Source organism: Citrobacter sp. R-1.5.2, assembly GCF_035064245.1.
Lineage (GTDB): Bacteria > Pseudomonadota > Gammaproteobacteria > Enterobacterales > Enterobacteriaceae > Citrobacter.
The window spans coordinates 67,853-86,042 of sequence record NZ_JASEYC010000002.1; the positions used below are offsets into that span (position 1 = coordinate 67,853).

Annotated in this window: 17 protein-coding genes and 1 pseudogene; 9 read left to right on the forward strand and 9 right to left on the reverse strand. The window is 51.8% G+C overall.

From position 1 onward, the window contains the following. The first annotated feature begins 101 nt into the window (after nt 1-101). The gene (gene cysM, locus QMN38_RS04340; RefSeq protein ID WP_271440188.1) at nt 102-1,013 is read left to right on the forward strand and encodes a cysteine synthase CysM; all 912 of its coding nucleotides are present in this window, start codon (nt 102-104) and stop codon (nt 1,011-1,013) included. 90 nt (nt 1,014-1,103) lie between these two features. Here the strand turns inward: cysM and QMN38_RS04345 are convergent. Continuing rightward, nucleotides 1,104-1,820: pseudogene (locus QMN38_RS04345) on the reverse strand (type 1 glutamine amidotransferase). Nucleotides 1,821-1,833: 13 nt separating this feature from the next. Continuing rightward, complete coding sequence (ptsJ, locus tag QMN38_RS04350; RefSeq protein WP_323604608.1) at nt 1,834-3,126, reverse strand: MocR-like B6 salvage transcription factor PtsJ; 1,293 nt, start codon at nt 3,124-3,126, stop codon at nt 1,834-1,836. 82 nt (nt 3,127-3,208) lie between these two features. Here ptsJ and pdxK point away from each other — a divergent pair, with 82 nt between their 5' ends. Both pdxK and QMN38_RS04360 read left to right on the forward strand, forming a co-directional pair. After that, nucleotides 3,209-4,075 (forward strand): pyridoxine/pyridoxal/pyridoxamine kinase, encoded by an 867-nt coding sequence (gene pdxK, locus QMN38_RS04355; RefSeq protein ID WP_323604609.1) that lies wholly within the window; start codon nt 3,209-3,211, stop codon nt 4,073-4,075. Continuing rightward, on the forward strand, nt 4,072-4,311 hold the full coding sequence (locus QMN38_RS04360; RefSeq protein ID WP_137384723.1) for a cytoplasmic protein: 240 nt from the start codon (nt 4,072-4,074) through the stop codon (nt 4,309-4,311). The genes pdxK and QMN38_RS04360 overlap by 4 nt, the downstream gene beginning before the upstream one ends. Nucleotides 4,312-4,456: 145 nt before the next feature. Here QMN38_RS04360 and crr read toward each other — a convergent pair whose 3' ends face one another. From crr to cysZ, 5 genes are all read right to left on the reverse strand, one after another. Beyond that, nucleotides 4,457-4,966, reverse strand: coding sequence for a PTS glucose transporter subunit IIA (gene crr, locus QMN38_RS04365; RefSeq protein WP_000522253.1), 510 nt, complete (start codon nt 4,964-4,966; stop codon nt 4,457-4,459). A gap of 40 nt (nt 4,967-5,006) precedes the next feature. Beyond that, nucleotides 5,007-6,734 (reverse strand): phosphoenolpyruvate-protein phosphotransferase PtsI, encoded by a 1,728-nt coding sequence (gene ptsI / locus QMN38_RS04370; protein WP_323604610.1) that lies wholly within the window; start codon nt 6,732-6,734, stop codon nt 5,007-5,009. A gap of 45 nt (nt 6,735-6,779) precedes the next feature. Continuing rightward, complete coding sequence (ptsH, locus tag QMN38_RS04375) at nt 6,780-7,037, reverse strand: phosphocarrier protein Hpr (RefSeq protein WP_002913505.1); 258 nt, start codon at nt 7,035-7,037, stop codon at nt 6,780-6,782. Nucleotides 7,038-7,420: 383 nt separating this feature from the next. Continuing rightward, the gene (gene cysK, locus QMN38_RS04380; protein ID WP_003038091.1) at nt 7,421-8,392 is read right to left on the reverse strand and encodes a cysteine synthase A; all 972 of its coding nucleotides are present in this window, start codon (nt 8,390-8,392) and stop codon (nt 7,421-7,423) included. Between the two features lie 163 nt (nt 8,393-8,555). After that, nucleotides 8,556-9,317, reverse strand: a complete 762-nt coding sequence (cysZ, locus tag QMN38_RS04385) for a sulfate transporter CysZ (protein ID WP_137384721.1) — start codon at nt 9,315-9,317, stop codon at nt 8,556-8,558. A gap of 230 nt (nt 9,318-9,547) precedes the next feature. Between cysZ and zipA the strand changes: the two genes are divergently transcribed. The 3 genes from zipA to QMN38_RS04400 all read left to right on the forward strand — a co-directional run bounded on the left by zipA (nt 9,548) and on the right by QMN38_RS04400 (nt 12,859). Continuing rightward, on the forward strand, nt 9,548-10,552 hold the full coding sequence (zipA, locus tag QMN38_RS04390) for a cell division protein ZipA (protein WP_323604611.1): 1,005 nt from the start codon (nt 9,548-9,550) through the stop codon (nt 10,550-10,552). A 71-nt stretch (nt 10,553-10,623) separates the two neighbouring features. Next, the gene (gene ligA, locus QMN38_RS04395) at nt 10,624-12,639 is read left to right on the forward strand and encodes an NAD-dependent DNA ligase LigA (RefSeq protein ID WP_323604612.1); all 2,016 of its coding nucleotides are present in this window, start codon (nt 10,624-10,626) and stop codon (nt 12,637-12,639) included. Nucleotide 12,640: 1 nt separating this feature from the next. Then, the gene (locus QMN38_RS04400; protein ID WP_323604613.1) at nt 12,641-12,859 is read left to right on the forward strand and encodes a DUF3820 family protein; all 219 of its coding nucleotides are present in this window, start codon (nt 12,641-12,643) and stop codon (nt 12,857-12,859) included. Here QMN38_RS04400 and QMN38_RS04405 read toward each other — a convergent pair. Beyond that, nucleotides 12,856-13,857: a bile acid:sodium symporter family protein gene (locus QMN38_RS04405; protein WP_271440197.1), complete on the reverse strand. Its 1,002-nt coding sequence runs from the start codon at nt 13,855-13,857 to the stop codon at nt 12,856-12,858. The two genes, QMN38_RS04400 and QMN38_RS04405, sit on opposite strands and share 4 nt — an antisense overlap. 89 nt (nt 13,858-13,946) lie before the next feature. Here QMN38_RS04405 and QMN38_RS04410 point away from each other — a divergent pair, with 89 nt between their 5' ends. After that, nucleotides 13,947-14,873: a LysR family transcriptional regulator gene (locus tag QMN38_RS04410; RefSeq protein ID WP_286628976.1), complete on the forward strand. Its 927-nt coding sequence runs from the start codon at nt 13,947-13,949 to the stop codon at nt 14,871-14,873. 31 nt (nt 14,874-14,904) lie between these two features. Here QMN38_RS04410 and QMN38_RS04415 read toward each other — a convergent pair whose 3' ends face one another. Beyond that, complete coding sequence (locus QMN38_RS04415) at nt 14,905-15,669, reverse strand: nucleoside-specific channel-forming Tsx family protein (RefSeq protein WP_271448566.1); 765 nt, start codon at nt 15,667-15,669, stop codon at nt 14,905-14,907. Nucleotides 15,670-15,953: 284 nt separating this feature from the next. On the opposite strand from QMN38_RS04415, the gene xapA reads away from it, so the two are divergent. Both xapA and QMN38_RS04425 read left to right on the forward strand, forming a co-directional pair. Continuing rightward, nucleotides 15,954-16,784: a xanthosine phosphorylase gene (gene xapA / locus QMN38_RS04420; RefSeq protein ID WP_323604614.1), complete on the forward strand. Its 831-nt coding sequence runs from the start codon at nt 15,954-15,956 to the stop codon at nt 16,782-16,784. 57 nt (nt 16,785-16,841) lie between these two features. Continuing rightward, on the forward strand, nt 16,842-18,098 hold the full coding sequence (locus tag QMN38_RS04425) for a nucleoside permease (RefSeq protein WP_271440200.1): 1,257 nt from the start codon (nt 16,842-16,844) through the stop codon (nt 18,096-18,098). The last annotated feature ends 92 nt before the right edge of the window (nt 18,099-18,190 follow it).

Consider the following 18,190-nt stretch of genomic DNA (forward strand, 5'->3'; position numbering starts at 1 on the left):
TTATTCCCCGGTGGCGCTGCGCTTACCGGGCCTACGGGCTAAAGCATGACCTGTAGGCCGGGTAAGCGTAGCGCCACCCGGCATTTTATTGAGCTGAAAACGTGAACACATTAGAACAAACGATTGGCAATACGCCTCTGGTTAAACTGCAGCGTCTTGCGCCGGAAAACGGCAGTGAAATTTGGGTCAAACTGGAAGGGAATAATCCCGCGGGATCGGTGAAAGACAGGGCTGCGCTGTCGATGATTGTCGAAGCGGAGAAACGCGGAGAAATTAAGCCGGGCGATGTACTGATTGAAGCAACCAGCGGGAATACCGGCATCGCGCTGGCGATGATCGCCGCGCTGAAAGGTTATCGCATGAAGCTGCTTATGCCTGACAACATGAGTCAGGAGCGACGTGCGGCGATGCGGGCTTACGGGGCTGAACTGATACTGGTGACCAAAGAGCAGGGCATGGAAGGGGCGCGTGACTTAGCACTGGAAATGGCCCAACGTGGCGAAGGTAAGTTGCTCGATCAGTTTAACAATCCTGATAACCCGTATGCGCATTACACCACAACCGGCCCGGAAATCTGGCAGCAAACGTCCGGACGCATTACCCATTTCGTCTCCAGCATGGGCACGACCGGCACCATTACCGGCGTATCTCGTTTTCTGCGTGAACAGGCTAAACCGGTGACGATTGTCGGTCTGCAGCCGGAAGAGGGCAGCAGTATTCCGGGAATCCGCCGCTGGCCTGCGGAGTATATGCCGGGCATTTTTAACGCCTCGCTGGTGGATGAGGTGCTGGATATTCATCAGAATGATGCAGAAAACACCATGCGTGAGCTGGCGGTTCGTGAAGGCATTTTCTGCGGTGTCAGTTCTGGCGGCGCGGTGGCGGGGGCGTTACGCGTGGCGCGTGCTACACCCGGCGCTGTGGTGGTGGCGATCATCTGCGATCGCGGCGATCGCTACCTTTCGACCGGCGTTTTTGGTGAAGAGCACTTCAATCAGGGCGCAGGGATTTAATTTGTTTGCCTGATAAGCGTAGCGCCATCAGGCAAACACACGACACGATCGCCGGATAAGACGTTGCGTGTTTTATCCGGCTTTCAATGATTAATCGTTACGGTTCTCTACCAGTTTATCCAGGAACTGCCACAGTTTTTCATTCATCTGCTGATAATCCCATTCGCGCATTTCAGCAACAGAGCGGATAAAGCGTTTTCCTCTGGCCTCTGCTAACTCTTGTTCCGAATGCTGAATCAGCCCCTCGATTGCCTCGGCGGTGAATTCCATATGACACTGGAAGCCATAGATAAAATTACCGTATTGCACGATTTGTCTCGGACAGCCTTCACTTGTCGCCAGAATTGTCGCCTGATCGGTTAATCCAGGCATATCGTTGTGCCAGTGACCGACCATCAGCGGCGATCCAAAGTGGGCGATCAGCGGGTGCGCTTTACCTGCTTCAGTCAGTGTGATGGGATAATGACCAATCTCTTTTTCCGGGCTTTGACATACCTTCGCGCCCAGCGCCTCGCCAATCAGCTGTGAACCTAAGCAGATCCCCACCACAATTTTGCGTGCTGAAATCGCCTGATTGATCAGATGCTGTTCGGCCTGAGAGTCAAAATACGGACACTCTGCCAGCGTGGTGCGTGGAGACTGCGGGCCACCAAAGACGACCAGCATATCGAACCCATCAGCATTGGCGGGAACCGATTCTCCGGCGTAAACCCGTGACTAGGTGATGGTATAGCCACGCTATTCTGCCCACGGCAGATACGCGCCAGCAGATTCAAAAGACTCATGAATAACAAAATGAACTCGCACTTTTTCTCTCCTGTTAGCGCTTTTGCGCCTGATGAATATCAGCCGCCAGCTTATGAATATCGCTGTCGTTCAAGGTCGACAGCGTAATGCGCAGACCGTGCGATGGTGTATTCACACCAAACACCTCACCTTCGCGTACCAGCCAACCGGATTTTGCCAGGGCAAAAGCAAGTGATTGACTGTGATGCGTCAGAGGCAGCCACAGATTCAGACCATCACCGACGGGTAGATCAATGCCATATCCTCTGAGAGCGGTGGTCAGTTTTTGCTGCTGTGTTGCGTAAAACCGCTGAGTCTGGACCAGCTTACGTTGATACTCCTCGTCACTCAGGCAGGCGCAGGCCAAATCCTGAAGCAGATGGCTGACCCACTGACTGCCGGCGTTGAGTCGTAACCGCAGTTTTGCTGAAGTGACCGGATCGCTGGCAACGATGGCAAGGCGTAAATCCGGGCCTAATGTTTTCGACATTGAACGGACGACTGCCCAGTGTGTGGTTTGCGCGGCAATCACCGGGTGCCAACGGCATGCGGACAGCAGTGCAAAGTGGTCGTCGACAATCACCAGCACCTGCGGATAGCGGGCCAGGATTTTTTGTAACTGGGCGGCGCGTGCGGCGCTCAGGCTACATCCCGTCGGGTTGTGGGCCCGCGGCGTCAGGATCACTGCCCGCGCCCCTCTTTGTAACGCCGCCTCCAGCATGTCGGGTTGCATGCCTTCGTTGTCTACGGTGACCGGGCTCGCTGAGAATCCCGCATAACGCAACATATTGATACTACTTAAAAAGCAGGGATCTTCTACCGCGACGCTATCGCCCGGCAATAAATGGGCGCACAGTAGTCGTTCAATAGCGTCAATAGCACCGCTGGTGATATCAATTTCTCCCACGCCAGGGAGGGCATCCTGCATCCAGCGTGTGGCCCAGGTTTTAAGCTCAGGCGATACGACGGCATCGCCATACAGACGTGGATTCTTATTTATTTGCGCGAAATAACGACTGAGATCGGGGAGACAAGTCGGCGCAGGGTTACCACCGGAAAGGTCGGTAAGCGGGGTATTCGGGTTCCCTCCCTCCAGCGCGATAGGGGAGGAAATTCCTTTTATTACCGTCCCGTTTCTCCCAAGACTGAGTGCCAGCCCGGAGGTGACCAGTCGTTTATAAGCCGCCGCGACAGTATTGCGGTTGACGTTCAATGTCGTCGCCAGCTCGCGCACTGGCGGAAGCGTTTCGCCTGAGGCGAGGGTGCCTGTAGCGACATGTTGACGAATACTGTCAAAAATTTCGTTAGCGGTTTTTCCGTCGATCATTATTGACCTATGACAAAATGAATTTTAGCATATGACGATAATAGTGAGGCGATAGCCCGCTGTCCAGCGAGAGGAGAAGTTTATGCAGCAGGAGAGTGAAATACAGTCAGTGCTCTTCGACGACAAGCATCGGGCGCTACAAACCGATATCGTCGCCGTCCAGTCACAGGTGGTGTATGGCAGCGTAGGTAACAGTATCGCCGTCCCGGCCATCAAAGCGCAGGGATTACGCGTCACCGCGATCCCAACGGTACTGTTCAGCAATACACCGCATTATGAGACTTTTTATGGCGGTGTTATCCCGGCCGACTGGTTTAGCGGCTATCTTCGCGCCTTAAATGAACGCGATACGTTACGTGAGCTAAAAGCGGTGACCACGGGGTATATGGGCAGTGCGGAACAAATCGCTCTGCTGGCACAGTGGCTGGAGACCGTGCGGGCTACCCACCCGGATCTGTGTATTCTGGTTGATCCGGTGATTGGGGATACGGACAGCGGCATGTACGTAAAGGCCGAAATACCGGAGGCGTATCGCAAACATCTGCTACCGCTGGCACAGGGACTGACGCCAAACGTGTTTGAGCTGCAGATGTTGAGCGGTAAACCGTGCCGCACGCTGGATGAAGCGATATCGGCAGCCAAATCGCTGCTCACCGATACGCTGAAATGGGTGGTAATCACCAGCGCTCCGGGAGAAACCGAGGAGGTCATTCAGGTTGCTATTGTGACGGCTGAAACGGTTGAGGTGCTAGCCCATCCGCGGGTGAAAACGGACCTGAAAGGGACTGGCGATCTGTTCTGCGCTGAACTGGTGAGCGGTATCGTGCTGGGAAAACCACTTACTGCTGCCACGCACGACGCTGCACAGCGCGTGCTGGAAGTGATGACATGGACACACTTGTGCGGTTGTGATGAGTTAATTCTGCCACCGGCAGGGGAGGCGCAATGAAGAGTTATCGACTGGTGGTTAGTCAGCATGGACGCATCGTTGGACATTTTGATACCAGCGGAACAGAGGCGCTGGAAGATATCTGTGTGGCGCGCGCCATGTTTGGGATTGCCGGTGGCTATGATTGTGAACTGCTAGTGGCGGATTCGGAACGGCGGATGCTGGAAAGCGGGCCGGAAGGTATGAAAATCCTGATGCGCGAGGCGTGTTACCGGCCGGTTACTTCACAAATTTAATGCTGATGGCGGCACATACGCCTGACCTGGCCTACGTTACGGCGTTTTTCGTAGGCCGGAGAAGCGTAGCACCATCCGGCAGGTTTTGACGTCCGTTAGATAAAAAAATGGCGCCATCTGGCGCCATTCTTCCCTGCGGCAAGAATTACTTCTTGATGCGGATAACCGGAGTTTCACCCACGGTCACGCTACCGGACAGTTTGATCAGTTCTTTGATTTCGTCCATGTTGGAGATAACAACCGGAGTCAGGGTAGACTTGGCTTTCTCTTCCAGCAGTGGCAGATCGAATTCAATAACCGGGTCGCCCACTTTCACACGCTGGCCTTCTTCAGCGATACGCTTGAAGCCTTCGCCTTTCAGTTCAACGGTATCAATACCGAAGTGAACAAACAGCTCAATGCCGCTATCAGATTCGATAGAGAACGCATGGTTGGTTTCAAAGATTTTGCCGATGGTGCCATCAACAGGGGCAACCATTTTGTTACCGGTTGGCTTGATAGCAATACCATCACCAACGATTTTTTCAGCAAAAACTACATCCGGCACGTCTTCGATGTTGACGATCTCGCCAGAGAGCGGAGCAACAATCTCAATAGTTCCGGTGTCTTTCTTATCATCAGAAACCAGAGATTTCAGTTTATCGAACAAACCCATGATCTTCTCCTAAGCAGTAAATTGGGCCGCATCTCGTGGATTAGCAGATTGTTTTTTCTTCAATGAACTTGTTAACCAGCGTTATTAACTCGTCCGTTGTCGGTTGAGCAAGAGCCTGCTCTGCTAACACCTTCGCATCTTCGAAGTTCGTGTTACGGATAATCTTCTTAATGCGCGGGATAGAAATGGCGCTCATAGAGAATTCGTCCAGACCCATCCCCAGCAACAGAAGTGTAGCACGTTCGTCGCCTGCAAGCTCACCACACATGCCGGTCCATTTGCCTTCAGCATGAGAAGCATCAATAACTTGCTTGATCAGCGTCAGAACAGATGGCGACATCGGTTGGTAAAGGTGTGAAATCATATCATTACCACGGTCAACTGCCAGGGTGTACTGCGTTAAATCATTGGTGCCGATACTAAAGAAATCAACTTCTTTGGCTAAATGACGTGCAATTGTTGCCGCAGCCGGTGTTTCCACCATCACGCCAATCTCAATGCTTTCGTCAAATGCTTTACCTTCGTCGCGCAGTTCCTGTTTGTAGATTTCGATCTCTTTGCGCAGTGCGCGCACTTCTTCAACAGAGATAATCATCGGGAACATGATGCGCAGTTTGCCGAAAGCAGAGGCACGCAGGATAGCGCGAACCTGGTCACGCAGGATCTCTTTACGATCCATCGCGATACGCACGGCACGCCAGCCCAGGAACGGGTTCTCTTCTTTCGGGAAATTCATGTACGGCAGTTCTTTATCGCCGCCGATGTCCATGGTACGTACGATAACCGCCTGAGAGCCACACGCTTCAGCAACGGCTTTATACGCAGCAAACTGTTCTTCTTCAGTCGGCAGCGATTCACGGTCCATGAACAGGAATTCGGTACGATACAGACCCACGCCTTCAGCGCCGTTACGCTCAGCGCCTTCAACGTCACGAACGGTACCGATGTTGGCACACACTTCAACCTGGTGACCGTCCAGCGTGATAGCGGGCAGATCTTTCAGCTTAGCGAGTTCCGCTTTCTCGGTAGCAACTTGCTCCTGAACGGCACGCAGTTGTTCGATAACGTCGTTAGTTGGGTTGACGTAAACCTGATTGTTTACGGCATCCAGAATCAGATAGTCGTCGTTTTTCACCTGAGAGGTGACGCTACCGGTACCTACGATGGCAGGCAGTTCCAAAGAACGCGCCATGATTGAGGTATGAGAGGTACGTCCACCTGCGTCAGTGATGAAACCCAGCACCTTCTCGAGGTTCAACTGTGCGGTTTCTGACGGGGTCAAGTCAGCGGCAACCAGGATAACTTCTTCCTGGATAGCGCTCAGGTCGATAATTGCCAGACCCAGGATGTTACGCAGCAGGCGTTTACCGATGTCACGTACGTCAGCCGCACGTTCTTTCAGGTATTCATCATCCAGCTCTTCCAGGGCTGTGGCCTGACCTTCGATAATCTCATGCGCAGCTGCGTCAGCCGTCATGTGCTTATCTTTAATCAGGGCTATGATTTCCTGCTCCAGCTCCTCATCTTCGAGCAGCATGATATGCCCTTCAAAGATGGCTTCTTTTTCTTCACCGAATGTTTCACCAGCTTTGGTTTTGATCGCTTCCAGTTGCGCAGATGCCTTGGCACGACCGCTCAGAAAACGTTCAACTTCCTGATCAACCTTGTCGGCAGAAATTTTTTTCCGGTCAATGACGATTTCGTCTTCTTTCAGCAGCAGTGCCTTGCCGAAAGCGATACCCGGGGATGCTAAAATGCCTGAAATCATAACCCTACCTTACTTGTGACTGATATTTAAAAGAACTCGTTGAACTTACTCGAGTTCAGCCATCAGTTTAACCAGATGCTCAACTGCTTTCTGCTCGTCTTCGCCTTCTGCGGAAAGGGTAACAACGGTGCCCTGAGTCAGGCCCAGAGTCTGCAGCTTAAACAGGCTTTTTGCGCTAGCGCTTTTGCCGTTGGAAGTCACAGTGATTTCAGACGTAAAGCCTTTTGCTTCTTTAACAAACTGAGCAGCAGGGCGAGTATGCAGACCGTTCGGAGCGGTAATGGTAACTTCTTGCTGGAACATTATATTTCCCCAACTTATAGGTTTAGTGTTGTGGAACTAAAGTCTAGCCTGGCGGTTCAACTTTAGCCTGTATTGTTAGCGTCGACGTAAACAGGACGCGACACAAAAGGAGTTCGGTGCAATCCGTTGCTGGCAACTTCTTGCCGCTGACGTTTCGTTCGTCATTAAACATTATGCCGCGAAAGGAAGAGTTGAACCAAATCATAAAATCGATTCAGCTAGCGCTTTTCCTGTAACGATTAATTTCGCGCATCAAAATAATTAGTTTGGTTAAATACCAGTTCCGGCGGGCTGAATCAATGCCAGGTGGGTTGAAACTTTGAAGCAGGCCACAAAAAAGCACCCAAAAGGGTGCTTTTTTACGCGTATTTAACATGCTGGCATTACTGTTGCAGTTCTTTCTCAGTGAAGAGATCGGCAAACAGTGCTGTGCTCAGATAACGCTCACCCGATGACGGTAGAATAACCACTATATTCTTATTGGTAAAGGTTTCATCTTCCTGGAGCTTAAGCGCAGCAGCAACCGCAGCACCTGAAGAGATACCCGCCAGAATGCCTTCTTCTTCCATCAGGCGGCGCGCCGTGGAAATAGCTTCATCATTGGTGATGGCAACCACTTTATCGATAAGCTTCAGGTCAAGGTTACCCGGAATGAAGCCTGCGCCAATGCCCTGAATTTTGTGCGGACCCGGTTTCAGCTCTTCACCCGCCAGTGCCTGGGCGATAACCGGCGAGTCTGTCGGCTCAACGGCAACGGTGATGAGGTCCGTTTTGCCCTTGGTCCCTTTAATGTAGCGGGTCACCCCGGTCAGCGTACCGCCGGTACCGACGCCAGAGATAAACACATCAACCTGACCGTCGGTATCTTCCCAGATTTCCGGTCCGGTGGTTTTCTCGTGGATTTCCGGGTTAGCCGGATTGCTGAATTGCTGAAGCAGCAGGAATTTTTCTGGGTCGCTGGCAACAATCTCTTCCGCCTTTTGAATCGCGCCCTTCATGCCTTTCGCGCCTTCGGTAAGCACCAGGTTTGCACCCAATGCCTTCAGCAACTTGCGACGCTCAATGCTCATGGTTTCTGGCATCGTCAGGGTGAGTTTGTAACCACGGGCGGCAGCAACGTAGGCCAGCGCGATCCCGGTGTTACCGCTGGTCGGTTCGACCAACTCAACGCCCGGCTTCAGTACACCACGTTTTTCGGCATCCCAAATCATATTGGCACCAATACGGCATTTGACGCTGAAGCTCGGGTTACGTGACTCCACCTTCGCCAGAATGCGTCCGTTACCGATACGGTTCAGTCGAACCAGCGGCGTATGACCGATAGTCAGCGAGTTGTCTTCAAAAATCTTACTCATGGCCTGTCCTTAACTGTATGAAATTGGGATACCGCTTCAGCATACCTGTTGAGAAAGTATGGGGAAGTAAGGATTTAGCATATCTATATTCATAAAGGAAATATTCGACGTCAGTATGGAATAAGGGACGGCATAAGCCATCCCTGTTTTACACATTTTTGCATTACTTCCATAACGCGTGTTTAGCACGGTAGCAGTCTACCCACATCGCCGTGGCACCACAAACCGCAACCGGCATGATGAACAGATTGAGCACCGGGATCATCGTAAACAGACTGGTTAGCGCACCAAACTGCATGTTGGTGACTTTGCGTGTGCGCAGGGCGATACGCATCTCTTTAAAGGGCACTTTGTGGTTGTCGAATGGATAATCACAATATTGAATGGCCAGCATCCACGCACTGAACAGGAACCACAGCACTGGTGCGACGGTCTGCCCCACACCGGGGATAAAATAGAGGAGCAGTAACACAAAGGCGCGCGGGAGATACCACGCCAGCTTTTGCCACTCACGCTTCATAATACGCGGCACATCTTTCATGATGCCAAGAACGCCAGTGTCAGGCGGCGTCGCACCCGTCAGGCGGGCTTCGAGTTGTTCTGCCAACAAGCCGTTAAACGGTGCGGCAATCCAGTTGGCGATGGTGGAGAACAGGTAGCCAAACACCAGTAGCACGGAGACAGTCACAATCGGCCATAGCAAATAGCTAAGCCACTGTAGCCAGTTCGGGACGTGGCTCATCAGCGCGGGGATCCAACTGTCCAGTTGCGTAAACAGCCACCAGAATGCGCCGCCCATCAGCAAAATATTCACCAGTAAAGGCAGGATAACAAAGCGACGAATTCCCGGTTGAGTGATGAGTTTCCATCCCTGAGAAAAGTAATAAAAACCGCTGCGAGGTACAACTGCAGATGATGAAACCATGGTCAGGACATACTCCTTGTTATATAAGCTCTGGTAAACTTTGCGTATCTTACCGGGTTGTTGAGCGTTAGGCTGTTCAGAAATGTTCGAAAAAACAGCAAAAAGCACGTTTTTATTCATCTTTATGCCGTGAAAGCCAAGAGTGCACTTGCACTTGGCGTAATCGGCAAATACTCTTAGTGAGTAAATGTTTGCCGTGGTGGCAAGGTGTTAGAACAACAGAGAATATAATGATGCAGGATTTGCGTCTGATATTAATCATTGTTGGCGCGATCGCCATAATCGCTTTACTGGTACATGGTTTCTGGACTAGCCGTAAAGAACGGTCTTCTATATTCCGCGATCGCCCACTGAAACGCATGAAGTCTAAACGTGATGACGAGGATTCCTACGACGACAACGTCGAGGAAGATGAAGGCGTGGGCGAAGTCCGCGTGCATCGTGTGAATCATGCTCCCGGCAGCGCTCAGGAACATGGTGTTCCTCCTCAGTCGCCGCAACACCAGTACCAGCCGCCTTATGCGTCTGCTCAGCCGCGTCAACACGCGCAGCAGCCCACTCAGGCGCCACAGGTACCGCAGCCGCATGCCCAGCATCCGCAGCAGCCAGTACAACAGCCACAACCGGTGCAACATCAGCCGGTACAGCAGCAACCGATGCAACCTCAGCCAGCGGCTCCACAGGTACAGCAACCCGTGCAGCAAGCGCCACAACCTGCACCGCAGACCTTCCAGCCAGTAGAGCCTGTTGTTGAACCGCAACCGCAGCCTGAACCGGTTGTTGAAGAAGCGCCTGTTGCTGAAAAACCGCAGCGTAAAGAAGCGGTCATCATTATGAACGTCGCGGCGCATCATGGCAGCGAGCTCAACGGTGAGGTGTTGCTCAACAGCATTCAGCAGGCTGGTTTTAAATTTGGCGATATGAATATTTTCCATCGTCATCTCAGCCCGGATGGGAGTGGCTCGTCGCTGTTCAGTCTTGCCAATATGGTGAACCCAGGGACGTTTGACCCTGAGATGACCGGCGATTTCAGCACGCCGGGCGTTACTATCTTTATGCAGGTTCCGTCCTATGGCGACGAACTGCAAAACTTCAAGCTGATGCTGCAGTCCGCACAACACATTGCCGATGAAGTGGGTGGTGTGGTGCTCGACGATCAACGTCGTATGATGACGCCGCAGAAACTGCGTGAGTATCAGGACCGCATCCGCGAAGTTAAAGAATCTCACGCCTGATTTTCCTCTGGCGTGACCTCTCCTTTCTGAACCCCCGCCTGTCGGGGGTTTTTTATCATTGATGGTGCGATATGGAATCAATCGAACAACAACTGACAGAACTGCGAACCACGCTTCGCCATCATGAGCATCTCTACCATGTGATGGACGCGCCGGAAATTCCTGATGCGGAATATGATCGCCTGATGCGCGAACTGCGTGAACTGGAAGCGCAGCATCCTGAACTTGTCACGCCCGATTCACCCACCCAGCGCGTAGGTGCCGCACCTCTGGCGGCGTTCAGCCAGATCCGTCATGAAGTGCCGATGCTGTCGCTGGATAACGTGTTTGATGAAGAGAGTTTTCTCGCCTTCAATAAGCGCGTTCAGGACAGACTGAAGAGCACGGATAAGCTGACATGGTGCTGTGAGCTGAAGCTGGATGGTCTGGCGGTCAGTATCCTGTATGAGAACGGTGTACTGGTCAGCGCGGCAACACGTGGTGATGGTACGACTGGCGAGGACATTACCTCGAACGTGCGCACCATTCGCGCGATCCCGTTAAAACTGCGTGGCGATAATATTCCGGCACGTCTGGAAGTGCGCGGCGAAGTGTTTTTGCCGCAGGCCGGGTTTGAAAAAATTAACGAAGAAGCCCGCCGCACGGGCAACAAAGTGTTTGCTAACCCGCGTAATGCGGCGGCAGGATCATTACGCCAGCTCGATCCGCGTATCACCGCGAAGCGACCGCTTACTTTCTTCTGCTATGGCGTCGGCGTGCTGGAAGGCGGCGAACTGCCCGATACGCATTTGGGGCGCTTGCTGCAGTTTAAAGCGTGGGGCCTACCGGTCAGCAACAGGGTAACGTTGTGCGACTCTCCGCAGGAAGTACTCGCTTACTATCATCAGGTTGAAGAAGACCGCCCAACGTTGGGATTCGATATCGACGGCGTGGTTATCAAAGTCAACTCCATGGCGCTGCAGGAGCAACTGGGCTTTGTTGCCCGTGCACCGCGCTGGGCGGTAGCCTTTAAGTTTCCGGCGCAGGAACAGATGACTTTTGTTCGCGATGTTGAGTTTCAGGTCGGGCGTACCGGCGCGATTACGCCCGTCGCCCGCCTCGAGCCGGTGCAAGTGGCTGGCGTGTTGGTCAGTAATGCGACGTTGCATAATGCTGATGAAATCGAGCGTTTGGGGTTACGCATTGGCGACAAAGTCGTTATTCGTCGTGCGGGCGATGTCATCCCGCAGGTAGTGAACGTCGTGCTTTCCGAACGCCCGGACGATACGCGCGAAATCGAGTTCCCCACTCATTGTCCGGTATGCAACTCTGACGTTGAGCGTGTGGAAGGCGAAGCCGTTACTCGCTGCACGGGCGGTTTAATCTGTGGTGCGCAGCGTAAAGAGTCGCTCAAACACTTCGTTTCCCGTCGTGCGCTGGATGTTGACGGTATGGGCGACAAAATTATCGATCAACTGGTCGAGAAAGAGTACGTGCACACACCAGCGGATTTGTTCACGCTGACCGCAGGTAAGCTGACCGGTCTTGATCGCATGGGACCGAAATCGGCGCAAAACGTGGTGAACGCGCTGGAAAAAGCGAAAGAAACCACCTTTGCCCGTTTCCTGTATGCGCTGGGCATTCGTGAAGTCGGTGAAGCAACGGCGGCTGGCCTGGCGGCGCATTTCGGTACGCTGGATGCGCTGGAGGCGGCCTCTATTGAAGAGCTGCAAAAAGTACCGGATGTCGGCATTGTGGTGGCTACTCACGTGTTTAACTTCTTTGCCGAAGAGAGCAACCGCGAGGTGATCGTGCAGTTGCTGGCGCAGGGTATTCACTGGCCAGCGCCGGTGGTAATCAACGCTGAAGAAATCGACAGCCCCTTCGCGGGCAAAACGGTGGTGCTGACCGGGAGCCTGAGCCTGATGTCACGCGATGACGCCAAAGCGCGACTGACCGAGCTGGGGGCAAAAGTGGCCGGTAGCGTGTCGAAGAAAACCGATCTGGTTATTGCCGGCGAAGCGGCAGGCTCGAAGCTGGCAAAAGCGCAGGAGTTGGGCATTATCGTTATCGATGAAGCTGAAATGATCCGCTTACTGGGCGCCTGAGATGGAAAAAGAGCAACTGATTGATATTGCCAACACCGTGATGCCTTTTGGAAAATATAAGGGGCGTCGACTGATTGACGTCCCGGAAGATTATCTGCTGTGGTTTGCCCGCAAAGATGAATTTCCGCCAGGCAAACTGGGTGAGCTAATGCAAATCACGCTGCTGATTAAAACCGAGGGGCTGACACAGCTGGTACAGCCCCTGAAACGCCCGCTTTAAGCTTTCGCGGCGCGGCTATTCTGCTGCGTCGCCTGTAATGCGTCCGTCTGGCGCTTGTAACGACGCGCCAATACGGCGCATACCATCAGTTGGATTTGATGGAAGATCATCAACGGCAGCACCATCATACCAATCACCGAAGTCGGGAACAGAATATTGGCCATGGGGATCCCGTTTGCCAGACTCTTTTTCGACCCACAGAAGACAATGGTAATTTCATCGGCTTTGTTGAAGCCGCATTTGCGCGCGACAAAGACGTTGATACCAATCACGATGGCCAGTAATACAAGGCTGACAATCACAATAAACAGCAGTGAACCGACCCCAACTTTGTGCCAGATTCCGTTCACGACCGCTTCACTGAAAGCGGAGTAAACCACCAGCAGAATGGATGACTGGTCCGTTTTGGCGATCCATTTTTTATGGCGTGACACCCAGTTACCAATCCACGGACGTGAAAGATGTCCCAGTACGAACGGCAGCAGCAGTTGCAGCATGATTTTCCCTACCTGCTCCAGGCTGCCTTCTGCACCATGCATATTCATCACCAGTCCGACCAACAGCGGCGAGAGGAAAATACCCAACAGGCTGGAGGCAGAGGCGGAGCACACGGCGGCGGCAACGTTACCGCCCGCCAGTGACGTAAAGGCAATTGCCGACTGCACCGTGGCAGGCAAAATGCACAGGTACAGGAAACCCGTGTAGAGCATCGGATCAACGTTGACCGGTGCCCACCAGGCAAACAGGACACCCAGCACGGGGAAGACCACAAAGGTGCTGCACATGACCCACAGATGCAAACGCCAGTGGCTACCGCCGGCAATAATGGCTTCACGCGAGAGCTTTGCGCCGTGCATAAAAAAGAGCAGGGCAATAGCGGCGGTGGTTAGGCCTTCAAAGAAAGGAACAAAGCCGCCCTCTGCAGGGAAAAATGAGGCCAATAAAACAACGGTAATCAGCGTTATCGTGAACGGATCAAGGATACGAAAAAGTTTCATAAAAGCTCCTGAAATTCGGTAGGAACATTTTGCGTTTTTCTGTTTGAGAAATAAAATTGATTTATTGCATCTATATATGAATCGAATCGATGAATTATTCTTTGCGCCAATTACGTATCTTTGTCACCGTCGCTCAGGCCAAAAGTTTTAGCCGGGCGGGGGATATCATCGGCTTAAGTCAGTCGGCGGTCAGTCATAGTGTAAAAGAGCTGGAAGGGCAGACGGGTGTCCGGCTACTGGATCGTACAACGCGCGAGGTGGTGCTGACGGAAGCCGGGCAGCAACTCGCAGCGCGGCTGGAACGCATTCTGGATGAACTGCACAGTACGCTGCGCGAAGCCGGTCAGGTTGGCACGCAGTTAACCGGTACGGTGCGTGTGGCTGCCAGCCAGACGATTTCCGCGCATCTCATTCCGCAGTGTATTGCGCAGAGCAATCAGCTGTATCCGGCGATCGATTTTGTCCTGCACGACAGGCCACAACAGTGGGTACTGGAGAGTATTCGTCAGGGGGAAGTGGATTTTGGCATTGTGATTGACCCGGGAGCCGTGACCGATCTGCAGTGTGAAGCGGTGCTATCGGAGCCGTTTCTGTTGTTGTGTCGTCAGGATCACCCGCTAGCTCACCGGGAATGGATTAACTGGCAGGATCTGCAGCATGAGCGCCTGGTTTTGCAGGATTATGCCTCTGGTAGCCGACCGCTGATTGATGCGGCATTGTCTCATTTTTCTATTGATGCCAACATTGTTCAGGAGATTGGACACCCGGCAACGCTGTTCCCGATGGTCGAAGCAGGGATTGGAATCAGCGTGCTGCCCGCGCTGGCACTCCCCTTACCGCAGGGCAGCCATTTACAGGTTAAACGTTTAACGCCAGTTGTTGAGCGGCAACTGATGTTGGCGCGGCGCAAAAATCGTTCTCTCTCAACTGCCGCTCAGGCATTGTGGGACGTGGTGCGTACGCAGGCCAGTGAATTAACTGCTGGTCGGGTACGCGATCCGTTGTATCAGATTTAAATGCACCTGCCAGTCGGGCAGGTGCGGTAGGTTAAAATATGTATTTGATGGAGTAAATGATGCCATCCTGAAGGAAAGACTCCCCCAGTTTATTATCGGCGTAGCGATATTGAATTCCTGCGGTCAGGTGCGGTGTCGCATTCCACCACAACGCAAAGGCACCGTTGATGCCGTCTTTGCCGCCGTTTCCTGCCGCGTAGGTTGCTGCGCGGTCAAATTCGTACTCATTCCAGTTCGTGACGGAAAACGTCTCACTGCCTAACAGGAAGCTATAGCCTGCAACCCAGCCCATCACATAACCATTATCTCCGGTGTAATATGTCTGGTCAGTGTAGCGTTTGGCAAAGAAGGGTTTAAACCAGTAACCGTTGCCAGTGAAGTTATACCCTAACCCATAGAGAAACATGTCATCATGAAAATTAGCACGTTCAGGTGAGCCATAGGTGCCGTAGGCATGAAGATAGAGGTTTAACCCTGTATCACCTAAATAGATACGGTTGGTATTTTTGAAGGTGTAGCGCTGTTCACTGCCGGGTTTAGCGTGGCGGCCATTGTAGAAATTCTCCCAGTCGAAGAATCCATACATTTCTCCCCAACTAAAATTCGCGCCACCTTCAAGCTCCAGATAGCCAAAATCATCTTTGTGTGATTTCTTACTGGTTTTTTCTGTGGTATCGGATGTCCAGTCCAGGTAATGCAGACCAATATCGGCGAAGCCGCCTTTAAATTCAGCCTGTGCCAGTTGAGGTAAGGTAAATGAGGTTGCTAAACTTATTGCGATAAGTTTTTTATTCATTGAGTGTTCCATCTGCCAAATAATAAATGCACTGAATATTTGTGCGTAATTTATAATTGCTGCCAGGATGCAGCTGTTCTTATGTTATTTGTGTAAAAGATGGCTCGTCCAATATTTAAATGTTGATAATTGATAGGCATTGGATCTGAATTAATAAAAGTCAATCTATATAAAATCGATATTGAATTATGCAGGAAACGGTATTGGTAAGGCTCATGTGATTCCCGCTATAAACGAAGGGTGTCAGATTTCATTCAATTAATAAGCCCTTAGAAGGACATATCATGAGCCACTCTTTCTCGCAAAATCCCTGGTACAGTGCTGATATTATTCGTCGCTATAAACCCGACTTTACCCCACGTGTCGCCTTTATTCTGGGGTCCGGTCTGGGGGCGCTGGCTGAACAAATTGAAGGTGCTGTGGCTATCTCCTACGAAAAGCTGCCGGGTTTCCCGGTGAGTACCGTCCATGGGCATGCCGGAGAACTGGTGCTTGGTCATCTGGCAGGGGTCCCGGTAGCTTGCATGAAAGGGCGTGGCCATTTTTATGAAGGCCGTGGCATGGCGGTCATGACTGACGCCGTTCGTACGCTGAAATTACTGGGCTGTGAAGTGTTGTTCAGCACCAATGCCGCGGGATCTTTGCGTCCTGAAGTGGGGCCGGGGAGCCTGGTTGCACTACGCGACCATATCAATACGATGCCGGGTACCCCGATGGTTGGGCTAAATGATGAGCGTTTTGGCGATCGCTTCTTCTCATTGGCGAATGCTTATGATGCAGATTACCGCGCCATTCTCCAGACCGTTGCGGCAGATGAAGGATTCCCTCTCACTGAAGGCGTATTTGTTTCTTATCCTGGACCGAACTTCGAAACAGCAGCTGAGATTCGCATGATGCAAATTATTGGCGGCGATGTGGTGGGCATGTCTGTTGTACCTGAAGTTATTGCTGCTCGCCATTGCGACCTGAAAGTTGTGGCAGTATCAGCGATTACCAATCTGGCGGAAGGATTGGGTGATGTAAAACTGTCCCATGAGCAAACACTGGCAGCAGCCGAACTTTCTCGTCAGAACTTTATCAATCTGATTTGTGGTTTCTTACGCAAGCTGGCCTAAATACACAATAACAATAGCCCCGCATCAGGGGCTTTACCCTACGGCAAGGAATAAAAAATGGGTATTATTTCCCGATTAAAAATTATGTCGTTTTTGCAATATTTTATCTGGGGTAGTTGGTTGGTAACCCTGGGTTCATACATGATAAACACCTTACATTTTACGGGGGCCAATGTTGGCATGGTTTACAGCTCCAAAGGCCTGGCGGCGATTATCATGCCTGGCATTATGGGGATCATTGCCGACAAATGGTTACGCGCGGAACGTGCGTATATGCTGTGCCATCTGGTCTGCGCCGGTGTGTTGCTGTATGCCACAACCGTCACGGATTCGGACACGATGTTTTGGGTCATGTTAGTCAATGCCATGGCCTACATGCCGACGATCGCATTATCGAACAGTGTTTCCTACTCTTGCCTGGCAAAAGCGGGTCTGGACCCTGTCACATCATTTCCACCCGTACGCGTTTTTGGCACCATTGGGTTTATCGTGGCTATGTGGACAGTCAGTCTGATGGGGCTGGAATTGAGCAGCGCACAGTTGTATATCGCCTCCGGTGCATCGTTGCTGCTTGCGCTTTATGCTCTCACGTTGCCGAAAATTCCGGTTGCAGAGAAAAAAGAATCAGCAACACTTGCCAGTAAGTTGGGACTGGATGCGTTTGTTCTGTTTAAAAACCCGCGTATGGCAATCTTCTTTTTGTTTGCAATGATGCTGGGGGCGGTACTGCAAATTACCAACGTCTTTGGTAATCCGTTCCTGCATGATTTCGCCCGTAACCCTGAGTTTGCCAATAGCTTTGTGGTGCAATATCCTTCAATTCTATTGTCGGTTTCTCAGATGGCAGAAGTCGGCTTTATCCTCACTATCCCGTTCTTTCTCAAACGCTTTGGCATCAAAACGGTGATGCTGATGAGCATGCTGGCGTGGACGTTGCGCTTTGGGTTCTTTGCGTTCGGCGATCCTTCTCCGTTTGGTTTTGTGCTGCTTCTTATGTCGATGATTGTCTACGGCTGTGCGTTTGATTTCTTCAACATCTCAGGTTCGGTGTTTGTGGAGCAGGAGGTCAGTTCCAATATACGTGCCAGTGCACAAGGGCTGTTTATGACGATGGTAAATGGTGTTGGTGCATGGGTAGGTTCGATTTTAAGCGGTATGGCCGTCGATTATTTCTCTATTGATGGAGTAAAAGACTGGCAAACCATCTGGCTGGTATTTGCTGCTTATGCACTGGCGCTGGCGGTTGTATTCGCATTGTTCTTTAAGTACCAGCATCATCCAGAAAAGTTGGCGACTAAATCATTGGCACATTAATTTATATATCACTGGCGAGTAAATACTCGCCAGTTTGCTTTATAAGCGACAGTAATACGTAAAGAAATAATTCCCTTTCAGGGTATTGAGGC

Coding starts and splice junctions, on each gene's coding strand:
- ptsJ (WP_323604608.1), bottom strand. CDS start 3,126: ATGATCGACGGAAAAACCGCTAACGAAATTTTTGACAGTATTCGTCAA.
- pdxK (WP_323604609.1), top strand. CDS start 3,209: ATGCAGCAGGAGAGTGAAATACAGTCAGTGCTCTTCGACGACAAGCAT.
- QMN38_RS04360 (WP_137384723.1), top strand. CDS start 4,072: ATGAAGAGTTATCGACTGGTGGTTAGTCAGCATGGACGCATCGTTGGA.
- crr (WP_000522253.1), bottom strand. CDS start 4,966: ATGGGTTTGTTCGATAAACTGAAATCTCTGGTTTCTGATGATAAGAAA.
- ptsI (WP_323604610.1), bottom strand. CDS start 6,734: ATGATTTCAGGCATTTTAGCATCCCCGGGTATCGCTTTCGGCAAGGCA.
- ptsH (WP_002913505.1), bottom strand. CDS start 7,037: ATGTTCCAGCAAGAAGTTACCATTACCGCTCCGAACGGTCTGCATACT.
- cysK (WP_003038091.1), bottom strand. CDS start 8,392: ATGAGTAAGATTTTTGAAGACAACTCGCTGACTATCGGTCATACGCCG.
- cysZ (WP_137384721.1), bottom strand. CDS start 9,317: ATGGTTTCATCATCTGCAGTTGTACCTCGCAGCGGTTTTTATTACTTT.
- zipA (WP_323604611.1), top strand. CDS start 9,548: ATGATGCAGGATTTGCGTCTGATATTAATCATTGTTGGCGCGATCGCC.
- ligA (WP_323604612.1), top strand. CDS start 10,624: ATGGAATCAATCGAACAACAACTGACAGAACTGCGAACCACGCTTCGC.
- QMN38_RS04400 (WP_323604613.1), top strand. CDS start 12,641: ATGGAAAAAGAGCAACTGATTGATATTGCCAACACCGTGATGCCTTTT.
- QMN38_RS04405 (WP_271440197.1), bottom strand. CDS start 13,857: ATGAAACTTTTTCGTATCCTTGATCCGTTCACGATAACGCTGATTACC.
- QMN38_RS04410 (WP_286628976.1), top strand. CDS start 13,947: ATGAATTATTCTTTGCGCCAATTACGTATCTTTGTCACCGTCGCTCAG.
- QMN38_RS04415 (WP_271448566.1), bottom strand. CDS start 15,669: ATGAATAAAAAACTTATCGCAATAAGTTTAGCAACCTCATTTACCTTA.
- xapA (WP_323604614.1), top strand. CDS start 15,954: ATGAGCCACTCTTTCTCGCAAAATCCCTGGTACAGTGCTGATATTATT.
- QMN38_RS04425 (WP_271440200.1), top strand. CDS start 16,842: ATGGGTATTATTTCCCGATTAAAAATTATGTCGTTTTTGCAATATTTT.